The organism is Flavobacterium sp. (assembly GCF_035299245.1).
Taxonomy (GTDB): Bacteria; Bacteroidota; Bacteroidia; order Flavobacteriales; family Flavobacteriaceae; genus Flavobacterium.
On sequence record NZ_DATGWY010000022.1, the window covers coordinates 340,733 to 351,095 of the forward strand.

At 37.7% G+C, this 10,363-nt stretch carries 9 protein-coding genes; 2 read left to right on the forward strand and 7 right to left on the reverse strand.

Annotation, left to right across the window (positions count from 1 at the left end; translation table 11 throughout):
* Nucleotides 1-3 precede the first annotated feature (3 nt).
* From VK161_RS15160 to VK161_RS15190, 7 genes are all read right to left on the reverse strand, one after another.
* Complete coding sequence (locus VK161_RS15160) at nt 4-561, reverse strand: type 1 periplasmic binding fold superfamily protein (RefSeq protein ID WP_324215636.1); 558 nt, start codon at nt 559-561, stop codon at nt 4-6.
* An 11-nt stretch (nt 562-572) separates the two neighbouring features.
* On the reverse strand, nt 573-2,951 hold the full coding sequence (locus VK161_RS15165) for a TonB-dependent receptor (RefSeq protein ID WP_324215637.1): 2,379 nt from the start codon (nt 2,949-2,951) through the stop codon (nt 573-575).
* A 63-nt stretch (nt 2,952-3,014) separates the two neighbouring features.
* Complete coding sequence (locus VK161_RS15170; protein WP_324215638.1) at nt 3,015-3,359, reverse strand: hypothetical protein; 345 nt, start codon at nt 3,357-3,359, stop codon at nt 3,015-3,017.
* A 246-nt stretch (nt 3,360-3,605) separates the two neighbouring features.
* Nucleotides 3,606-4,595: an aspartate-semialdehyde dehydrogenase gene (locus VK161_RS15175; protein WP_324215639.1), complete on the reverse strand. Its 990-nt coding sequence runs from the start codon at nt 4,593-4,595 to the stop codon at nt 3,606-3,608.
* A gap of 384 nt (nt 4,596-4,979) precedes the next feature.
* Nucleotides 4,980-5,357, reverse strand: coding sequence for a large conductance mechanosensitive channel protein MscL (gene mscL / locus VK161_RS15180; protein ID WP_324215640.1), 378 nt, complete (start codon nt 5,355-5,357; stop codon nt 4,980-4,982).
* A gap of 91 nt (nt 5,358-5,448) precedes the next feature.
* Nucleotides 5,449-7,893 carry a bifunctional UDP-N-acetylmuramoyl-tripeptide:D-alanyl-D-alanine ligase/alanine racemase gene (locus VK161_RS15185; protein ID WP_324215641.1) on the reverse strand — a complete coding sequence of 815 codons (2,445 nt, stop codon included), beginning with the start codon at nt 7,891-7,893 and terminating at the stop codon, nt 5,449-5,451.
* Between the two features lie 6 nt (nt 7,894-7,899).
* Nucleotides 7,900-8,526, reverse strand: coding sequence for a thymidine kinase (locus VK161_RS15190; protein WP_324215642.1), 627 nt, complete (start codon nt 8,524-8,526; stop codon nt 7,900-7,902).
* Between the two features lie 101 nt (nt 8,527-8,627).
* Here VK161_RS15190 and VK161_RS15195 point away from each other — a divergent pair, with 101 nt between their 5' ends.
* Nucleotides 8,628-9,587, forward strand: a complete 960-nt coding sequence (locus VK161_RS15195) for a hypothetical protein (protein ID WP_324215643.1) — start codon at nt 8,628-8,630, stop codon at nt 9,585-9,587.
* Between the two features lie 3 nt (nt 9,588-9,590).
* Nucleotides 9,591-10,262 carry a 16S rRNA (cytidine(1402)-2'-O)-methyltransferase gene (rsmI, locus tag VK161_RS15200; protein WP_324215644.1) on the forward strand — a complete coding sequence of 224 codons (672 nt, stop codon included), beginning with the start codon at nt 9,591-9,593 and terminating at the stop codon, nt 10,260-10,262.
* The last annotated feature ends 101 nt before the right edge of the window (nt 10,263-10,363 follow it).

Sequence of the window (10,363 nt, forward strand, 5' to 3'; positions counted from 1 at the left end):
TTTTTAGTTTACAACTACTGGAAAACTGACCTCAGCATCAGTAGCTCCACCCGCATTAGTAATATCTCCTGAAGCCACTCCAGCAGCAGACTTATTCGGCAAATGTCTCAAAGTAACCGTTAGATTTCCGCTGGCTGCATTCCCCGATATGTAAGAAAAGGCAACTCCAATGGGTTTCCCATTCGCATCAGTATCACTGTAAGTAAACGTTCCTAAAGCTGCATTCGCTTGATAAAATACTTGGTGATCAGCACCTTCTTCTTCTACTTCTTCAGTAATGTTTCCTGCCGGAGTTTCCAATTCGTTTAAAAATTCAACTGCGCCCGTGTAAGTCGTATTGGCAATCAAATTTCCGCTCACGGTAACGGTCGGTGCGTTAGGTCCATCACCATCTAAATCTCTAGAAGTCATTGTCACCACTTGTCCTCCACCTGTTAAAGTTACTCTTACGGTTGTGATCACTTCTTCTTCGTTTACCGGAGCTGGATTGTCGTCGTTGCTGCAAGAAGTAAAAGTTACTGTTATTATTAAAGCTAATGCTACTAATTTTAAATTCTTCATAATGTTCTTTTTTAATAATTAAATTTTAATTGTAATTGAATATTTCTACCCATTTCATCCACAAAAAAGCGTTGACGATTGAGGTAATCTCTATAATTGGTATTGAAACTGTTTTGCACAGAAACTGCAATTGTAGTAAATGTATTTTTAAAAGTTTTGAATTTGATATCGGAATAGAAATGCAGCAAATGATATTGTTTTGGAGGCGAACTTACATCTACTGTAACCGAGGACAATTCGCCGTTTACTAGAATATCGGTTTCAAAGTTATAGTCTGGAAATTGATTTTGACGGAAAACCCATTCGCTTTTCAACTCAACATTTAAGTTCAGCCATTCTTTTTTTGAAAAACGCAGGCTATTATTGATGTTGAGCGGCGGCATGTCGATTAGTTTTTCATCATCCGAACGGTTTTCTCCATTTACATAAGCTAATGAAAACAGATGTTTCAAGTTAGAAGTTACCTCCCAATTGGTTTCTACATCAATTCCTGTGAGGAGCGCATTGGTTTGTTGGTATTCCCAAACGGGAAAAGCACCACGAATGGTTGTCTCAAATCCGATCGGTTTTAGGTACATAAAATTGGAAATGGCGTTCAAATACGGATTTACGCTCACCGAAAAACGATTCCATTTTTTTTGAATGGTCGTCGATAATTTAGCCGATTTTTCTTTATCAAGTCGCAAATCACCCAATTCTATCATTCCGGTAGAATGGTGTAAACCATCGCTGAATAATTCAGAAGGATTTGGGTTTCTAACAGCATAACTCGCATTGAAAAACCAATCTACATCGTGTTCAAATGAAGCATGAAATCCCGAACTGGCCGAAAGATTGTGAAACGTATATTCTGGTTGTGTTAGCCATTGATTTCCGCTTTCCTCTATAATAAAATGATTAAACTCCGGACTGTATTCTCGTTCATCCCAACGTGATTTTAAGTAGTATTTAGTTGCTTTTGTGTGCGAGAAATCATACCGTAATCCGCTTTCTAGTGAAAAAATATCCGAGAAAGCATGAGTTGCTATTCCGTAAACTCCAGCGTCAAATTTGTCGTAAGATGGAATCAAAGGACGAATTCCAGTAGCTGGATCAGCAAAATTGTTTTGATACAAACCTACTGCGCCTGTTTTCAACACCCAATCGTGTTGCTCTTTTTTAAAATCTGCATTGAAAGTGTGGGTTATCAAAGTTAAATCCAGAGCTGGTTTATCATTTTGACTTCCTCTTCTCACATCGTACTCATACCGTTGGTTGTATTGAAAAGCATATTGCATACTCAAAACAGACTCATCATTAAAAGTTCGGTTGAAATTCAACTTACCCAAATGATGTTGGACTTCTTGCTTCGGATTTTGAATGGAATAGGTAAAATCATTCACTACATAAGGAACTTGATTTTGAATCGCATTGTACAAATCCGTTGCGTTTCCAATGTGCGATGCGCTTAAAATCCCGATAGTTGTGTTGTAGTAACTGTAAAATGCCGTGACATCGTACTTTTTGCCAATAAATTTCACATCGCCCGAAAAATTAGCTTCTCGATTGCCTGAATTAGACAAAATGTAATTAGGTGTTTCGCGATCGCCCATGTATTTGAAACTTCCTTGAAGATTCCACGACCAGTCGCAAAAATTACCTTTATGGATGCTTGTATTAATGGTTCCTCCTCTTCCATTCGAAGCCATAGTGACTAATGTTTTTCCAAAAAGTGTGTCCTTTTTTACTGATGTAGGTTCAATTAACACCAATCCACCAATGGCATCACCGCCAAATTGCAATCCGGAAGCACCTTTAATTACGGTAATCTTTCCAGCCGAATTAATATCAAAATTTGGCGAATGTTCGGTTCCCCATTGTTGGTCTTCCAACCGAACATTGTTGTTAATGATAGGAACTCGATTACTGTGCAACCCATTAATAACAGGCTTTACAATAGTGCTTCCGGTTTTCAAAAGGGAAACTCCCGTAACATTTTTTAGCGCATCACCCAAAGTTTGATTACTACTGCGTTCAATGAATTCGGTTTTTACTTTTTGTTCAACTACCGTTTGATTGTAAGTGCTGGTATTATGTTTGACGTTTACTTCATTCAGTAATTCGGACTTCTTTTTCAATTTGAAATCCAATTTTCTATCAGAAGAAACAGCAACAATGGTATCAACAGATTGATAACCCACAAAAGAAACATACATTTTTATGTTCCCATTAGGCACATTTTTTACACTGTAATTACCAAACGAATCGGAAGTAGAAGTTTTAGTTCCGATGTGAACATGGCTTCCCAATAAAGGGTTATTCTGTTCATCAACAACAGTCCCACTTACTGTATTTTGAGCGTGAAATACTCCAAAACACAGCAAGAAGACAGCGATAACTATCTTTTGCATTTTCTTAGTTTAATTAACAACACGCCAATTTGTAGATCAAATTGGATTTAATTTTGCTGAAATTTAAACTACTGGTGGACCACGAAGGGAAAAAAGTGATCCTTTAAAAAAAAGTGTGATTTCATTTGAATAAAAAACCGAATTTTTGATGTAAAAATCGGGTGAACGAAATTCAAATGAAAAAGTAGGTAGTGTAGTAGAATTTATAAATGCAAATTCACAAACAAAACAATGGTCGTTTTGGTGACTGTGGGTAAGTTCGGCTTTGTTATTACCATGTTCGTGATGGCATTTTTCTTTAGAAAATTCTTCTTCAAGATGGTGAAAAGAGTGCAGCGACTGAATTAACATTGCAGTTAAGACAGCCCAAGCAAAAAGTAAACTAATGAATACGTATTTTCTTTTCATTGGCACAAATGTAACCATCTGAACATAAAAAATCGTTTGAATTAACAATTTTTTGAAGGTTGTTTTTTGATTTTAATTATAAGTGAAAATTTGTTGGCACTTGTTAAGACGGACTGCAAGTCCGTCTCTTCTTTAATTTATTTACCAGATAAGGCAGATAAGAAAAATATAAGAATGATATGCTTTTGAACCTTACATGAACTTATATGTCTTATATGGTTTGCAGAAAAACTGGTTTCAATAATGTTATACCAAACCATTTGCCACCAAATATTCGGCAATTTGAATGGTATTGGTCGCTGCTCCTTTACGCAAGTTATCAGCCACAATCCACATGTTTAATGAGTTGGGTTGACTTTCGTCACGACGAATGCGACCTACAAAAACATCGTCTTTGCCTTGTGCAAATAACGGCATTGGATAGGTATAAGTATCGGTATTATCTTGCACGACAACGCCAGAAGTATGGTGTAAAATATCACGGATTTCACTCACGTTAAAATCGCATTCGAATTCGATGTTTACGGCTTCACTGTGTCCGCCCACAACTGGAATTCTGATAGCCGTTGCAGTAACAGCAATCGTCTTATCTCCGATGATCTTTTGAGTTTCGCGCACCAATTTCATTTCTTCTTTGGTGTACCCGTTTTCTTCAAAACTGTCGCATTGCGGAATCGCATTACGGTGAATTTGGTATTTGTACGCCATTTCACCTTGAACTCCGGCGTATTCGTTTTCCAATTGTTGTACCGCTTTTACTCCGGTTCCAGTGATGGATTGGTACGTAGAAACGATGACTCTTTTGATTTTGTATTTATGATGTAATGGCGCTAAAACCATAACCATTTGTATAGTAGAACAATTTGGATTAGCGATGATTTTATCGTCTTTGGTCAATTCGGATGCGTTGATTTCGGGAACGATTAATTTTTTGGTTGGATCCATTCTCCATGCCGATGAATTATCGATAACCGTAGTTCCGACTTCGGCAAATTTAGGTGCCCAAGCCAAGGAAGTTTCTCCACCAGCTGAAAACAAAGCAATATCGGGACGCATTTCTACTGCGGTTTGCAAACCTACAACAGTGTAATGGTTTCCTTTCCATTCGATTTGTTTACCAACCGATTTCTCAGAAGCAACTGGAATCAATTCGGTTACAGGAAAATTTCGTTCGGCTAAAACTTGAAGCATCACTTCGCCAACCATTCCGGTTGCGCCAACAACAGCAACTCTCATATACGTATATTTAAATTTAGGAAGTACAAAAGTAGAGAGAAAATCGTTTGAAAAATAAAAATTTTCACTATTCAACTTAGAATTTTGAATAGTGAAGTTCTGGCACCGAAATTGGTATTAGAATTACTGTTTCATAGCCCAGATAGCAGCGAAAAGCCCACAAGACTAAAAAGTAGTTTTTGTTGACTTACAAGAGCGACCAACAGAAGCTTTTGGAAGGCTTATAAAAACTCTTTTTGGGCTGAGGACCTGAAACGGATAGCTGGATTAGCTACTAGAAATTTTGAATAATCAACTTGGAATGTTGAATGTTGAAGTTTTTTAAAAAAGAAAAACCACCCGAATCAACGAGTGGTTTAGTTAGAATATGTATGTAGCGGATTGTTATTTTTTTAACAAATCTCTGATTTGTGTAAGCAATTCTTCTTGAGTTGGTCCGGCTGGTGCTGCTGGTGCTGCTTCTTCTTTTTTCTTCATGCTGTTGATTCCTTTTACCATAAGAAAAATAACAAAGGCAATTACAAGAAAACTAATTACAGCAGCTAGAAACTTACCGTATAAAATTCCACCGTCGGTTTTTAATCCAGCAAGATCTTCAACTTGCGCCGCTTTTAAAGCAGGATTTAATAATGCAGGTGTAATCACATCGGTTACTAATGAATTAACAATAGCACCAAATGCTGCACCAATTATTACTCCGACAGCTAGATCCATTGCATTTCCTTTAGCAATAAAGTCTTTAAATTCTGAAATCATCCCCATAGTTTTTAAGTTTTTAAGGTTATTTATTTGTTTTGTAAATCAAAGATAAATAAAATTTTAACATATTATTTAGGATTTTCTGTAATTTTAGCTACTCTCTATAAAAAATTCGCTTCACTCGTTGTGAAATACTGGTCATAATCTCATACGGAATCGTACCTAATTGTTTGGCAATGAATTGAACGGAAGGATCTTTTCCGAAGATGATGACTTCGTTGCCTTCTTTGCAATCAATATCGGTGACATCCACCATGAGCATGTCCATGCAAACGCTTCCTACAATGGGTGCTTTTTTGTTTTTTATCGTGACATAACCTACACCATTACCTAGATGACGTGAAATACCATCGGCGTAACCAATAGGAATGGTGGCAATTTTAGTGGTTTTGGTCGCCATAAAACGTCGGCTGTAGCCTACACTTTCGCCTTCATGAATGGTTCTGACTTGTGAAATAATCGATTTTAATGTACCTACATTTTCCAAGTATTTTTGTTCGTCTTCATCGTTGGCCACGCCATACAAACCGATTCCTAATCGTACCATATCGTATTGCGCTTGTGGAAAATTAGCAATTCCCGACGAGTTTAAAATATGCCGAATGGGTTTGATGTTCAACTCCGACATCAATCGCGACGACAGCTTGTCAAACAATTTGATTTGCGACAAAGTAAAATCAATGTGTTTCATATCGTCGCTGGCAGCCAAATGCGAGAGAATGCTTTTGACTTGAACTGTTTTGTTGTCTTTGAGTTTGTGAATCAACTCTTCAATGTGTTCTTCTTCAAAACCCAAACGGTGCATTCCTGTATCTAATTTGATGTGAATGGGAAAATTTTTCAGTTTTTTTTGTTCGGCCAATTTTAAGAACGCCGTCAACCCTTTGATGGAGTAGATTTCAGGTTCCAAATGATACTGAATAATCGCAGAAAAACTGGTGCTTTCTGGATTCAAAACCATAATTGGCAAATCAATTCCAGCGTTTTTTAAAGCAATTCCTTCATCGGCGAAAGCCACACCCAAGTAATCCACTTTGTGGTGCGAAAGCAATTTGGCAATTTCGTAACCACCATTTCCGTAGCCAAACGCTTTGACCATAACCATCATTTTAGTCGCTGGTTTTACTCGAGATTTATAATAATTCAGATTATGACTGATGGCATTCAAGTTGATTTCTAGAACGGTTTCGTGGGTTTTTTCTTCTAACAAAGAAACGATTTCTTCAAAATGAAAATGACGTGCACCTTTAATCAGAATGGTTTCGTTTTCAAATGGAATACTGTCTATTTCGTTGACAAATTTTTCGGTAGATGGAAAAGCCAAACAATTGGGAAACTTATTTTTAAAACTCGAAATCGTCTCACCAATAGCAATGACGCGATTGATTTTATTAGAAATGATGAGCTGAGACACTTTTGAATACAATTCTTCGGTAATCAATCCGCTTTGAAAAATATCCGAGAGAATTAGCGTCTTCTTTTTGTATTGTTTCTGACTTTCAAGAAAATCCAATGCGATTTTTAACGATTGAAAATCGGAACTGTAACTATCATCAATGAGTGTTGTATTGTTGATTCCGTTTTTGACTTTCAAACGCATTTCTACTGGGTACAACAACGCCATTCGATCTTGAATAGTGTTTTGTTCGTAACCCAAATAGAGCATGACCATCAAACAGTGAATCGCGTTTTCTATCGACGCTTGGTCTTGAAATGGAATACCAATTTTAAAGCACAATTTATCGTACGTGATTTTCAATTCGGTACGATCCGAACTTTCTTTAGCAATGATGAATACATTGGCTTTCCCGTCATCGGAACTCCACGTAAACGTTTTGATCTTCGGATTTAAAAAAGCTTCTATCGTGCGATTTTTATTCAAAATCAACACTTCCACCGAAGAAAAAAGCTTTAATTTTTCTTTGATTTTTTCACCAGCATCGTGAAAACCTTCATCGTGAGCCGAGCCAATATTGGACAAGATTCCGATAGTTGGTTGAATGATTTTTTGGAGGTTTTCCATTTCATTCACCGTTGAAATTCCGGCTTCAAAAATTCCGAGGTTGTGTTTTTCATTAATGCCTAAAACCGAAAGCGGAACACCTACTTGCGAATTGTAACTTTTGGGCGAACGGATGATATTGTAATCGGGACTCAGCAAAAAGTTCAACCATTCTTTGATGATGGTTTTTCCGTTACTTCCAGTGATTCCGATGATGGGAAAATCAAAATTACTGCGGTACGAAGCGGCAAATGTTTGTAATGCTTCAACCGTATTTTCAACGATTAAAAAATTAGCTTTACCTTCTAAATTTTCGGGAATGTGATGCACCACAAAATTGAAAACTCCATTTTCTAATAGTTGATTGATGTACTGATGACCATCGTGATTCGGTCCTACTATGGCGAAAAACAAGGTGCTATCACTGTTTTGCAAGGATCGACTATCAATCGAAATTGTGTCAATAATGGCGATATCATTGGCTCCGTTGAACTGAGCTTTGATGATGGGAATAATATTTCGGATGGATACAGTCACAATCGACTATTTTTGGTTGTCTTCGGAGACGTTTTCAGGATCGTTTACAATCATATTTTCGCGCATGGCTTTGAAATAAGCCGCACGACTTAAGGGTTCGTATTCTTCGGTTTCACCTAACAAAACTAGGTTATCGCTGTCGGCTTTTCTGAAACTATAATGCGCTAAATTTCCGGTTCGGGTACATACAGCGTGCACTTTGGTCACGTATTCGGCAGTTGCCATGAGCGCTGGCATCGGGCCAAACGGATTTCCTTTAAAATCCATATCCAAACCTGCAACAATAACTCGGATTCCGGTATTGGCTAAATCGTTACAAATTTTTACAATTTCATCGTCAAAAAACTGGGCTTCATCAATACCAACCACATCGCAACCTTGCGCCAAAATAGCAATGTTGGCTGCTGCTGGAACAGGAGTAGAACGGATTTCATTTTTGTTGTGAGAAACCACCATTTCTTCGTCGTAACGGGTATCAATAGCCGGTTTAAAAATCTCTACTTTTTGCTTGGCAAATTGCGCTCTTTTGAGTCTTCGGATGAGTTCTTCGGTCTTTCCAGAGAACATCGAACCACAGATGACTTCAATCCAACCAAACTGTTCTTTATGATTTACTGTATTTTCAAGAAACATTTTGTACTTTTCACGTATTAATTTGAATACTTTTTATTACTTTGTAACGCAAACAAAAATATTAAATTTACTCAAGCAACTCATCATAATTCTTTAAACTTATGAAAAAAAGATTGGAAGCCGAATTACTTAGCATTGCCCACCGAATTTTGAAATTGAAAAACAAATCGGAAGTCGATCAATTGTATCATGAAACTCAAAAATTATACGAAGCGTTGACCATTTTAAAATTTTATGGCGATAATTATGAGCAGGTTAAGTCGGAAATTACTGTAGACGATTTGGAGGAAAAACTAAGCGCTTCATTGGAAGAAAAAAACCCTGAAACTCCAATTGCAGTTGTTGAACCAATAGTTGTAGAAGAACCAAAAGAAGAAATTGTTGCTGAAACTAAGGAGGAAGAAGTAATCGAAACGGAAATTGAAGCTGAAGTTGAAACCGTAGAAGAACCAATCATAGTTGGTGAAATTACTTTGGAAGAAGAGGAAATTGAGGAAGAAGAAAATACACCAGCGGTTGAAGCTTCTGAAGAAGTTGAAGAAGAAGCGGTAGCCGAATCAAAAGACGAAATGGATTTTGGCGCTATCTTCGAATTGGCTGCTGAAAGTCCGAATGAAATTGAAGACGAAAAAGTGCATGTAGAAGAAGTAAAAGCCGAAACCAAGCAAATTTCGTTTGAAGATTTGTTAGGCGAAAATTACACTGAACCTGTTTTTGTAAAACCCAACGACGTAACCAAACCGGTTGCAAAAAAAGAAAAAACGGAAGAAAAAAGCGAAGTGATAGTCGATCGCGAAGAAGGAAAATCACTTTCGTTGAACGATAAATTATCCAAAACCATCAACATTGGTTTGAACGACCGAATTGGTTTTGTGAAATTCCTTTTTGGCGATTCTACCGAAGATTACAACCGTGTTTTATCGCAATTGAATACGTTCAGCTCGTTTGAAGAAGCCAAGGATTTCATCGAAGAAATCATCAAACCTGATTACAACAATTGGGAAGGCGTTGACGATTATGCCGAGCGTTTCATCGAATTGGTAGAGAAAAAGTTTTTGTAGTACATGTCCAAACTTTATATAGTTCCTACGCCTATTGGCAATCTTGACGACATGACTTTTAGAGCCATTACGGTTCTAAAGGAAGCCGATTTAATTTTGGCCGAAGACACACGCACCAGCGGCAAATTGTTGAAGCATTTTGACATTTCGACGCACATGCACAGTCACCACATGCACAACGAGCACAAAACGGTTGAAAACATCATTGCGCGTTTGAAAAGTGGCGAAACGATTGCTTTAATTTCGGATGCGGGAACGCCAGCCATTTCCGATCCCGGATTTTTACTCACGCGTGCTTGCGTAGAAAACAATATTGAAGTGGATTGTTTGCCAGGCGCAACGGCTTTTGTTCCAGCATTGGTGAACAGTGGCTTGCCCAACGACCGATTTGTATTTGAAGGTTTTTTACCTGAAAAAAAAGGAAGACAGACGCGTTACTTAGCGTTGGCAGAAGAAACTCGCACAATTATTTTTTACGTTTCACCACACAAATTAGTCAAAACATTGGCCGAGTTTGTACAGTATTTTGGAGCGGAACGACCCGTTTCGATTTCGAGAGAATTGAGTAAATTACACGAAGAAACCATTCGCGGAAGCGCTGAAGAAGTACTCAAACATTTTGAAACCAAAGCGCCAAAAGGTGAGATTGTGGCGGTTGTTGGTGGGAAAAAATAGAGTTCAAAGTTCAGAGTTCAGAGTTCAGAGTTCAGAGTTCAGAGTTCAGAGTTCAGAGTTCAGAGTTCAGAGTTCAGAGTTCAGAGTTCAGAGTTCAGAGT

What these genes read in the sequence shown, in the direction of transcription:
- VK161_RS15160 (WP_324215636.1), bottom strand. Translation starts at nt 561, where the DNA reads ATGAAGAATTTAAAATTAGTAGCATTAGCTTTAATAATAACAGTAACT.
- VK161_RS15165 (WP_324215637.1), bottom strand. Translation starts at nt 2,951, where the DNA reads ATGCAAAAGATAGTTATCGCTGTCTTCTTGCTGTGTTTTGGAGTATTT.
- VK161_RS15170 (WP_324215638.1), bottom strand. Translation starts at nt 3,359, where the DNA reads ATGAAAAGAAAATACGTATTCATTAGTTTACTTTTTGCTTGGGCTGTC.
- VK161_RS15175 (WP_324215639.1), bottom strand. Translation starts at nt 4,595, where the DNA reads ATGAGAGTTGCTGTTGTTGGCGCAACCGGAATGGTTGGCGAAGTGATG.
- mscL (WP_324215640.1), bottom strand. Translation starts at nt 5,357, where the DNA reads ATGGGGATGATTTCAGAATTTAAAGACTTTATTGCTAAAGGAAATGCA.
- VK161_RS15190 (WP_324215642.1), bottom strand. Translation starts at nt 8,526, where the DNA reads ATGTTTCTTGAAAATACAGTAAATCATAAAGAACAGTTTGGTTGGATT.
- VK161_RS15195 (WP_324215643.1), top strand. Translation starts at nt 8,628, where the DNA reads ATGAAAAAAAGATTGGAAGCCGAATTACTTAGCATTGCCCACCGAATT.
- rsmI (WP_324215644.1), top strand. Translation starts at nt 9,591, where the DNA reads ATGTCCAAACTTTATATAGTTCCTACGCCTATTGGCAATCTTGACGAC.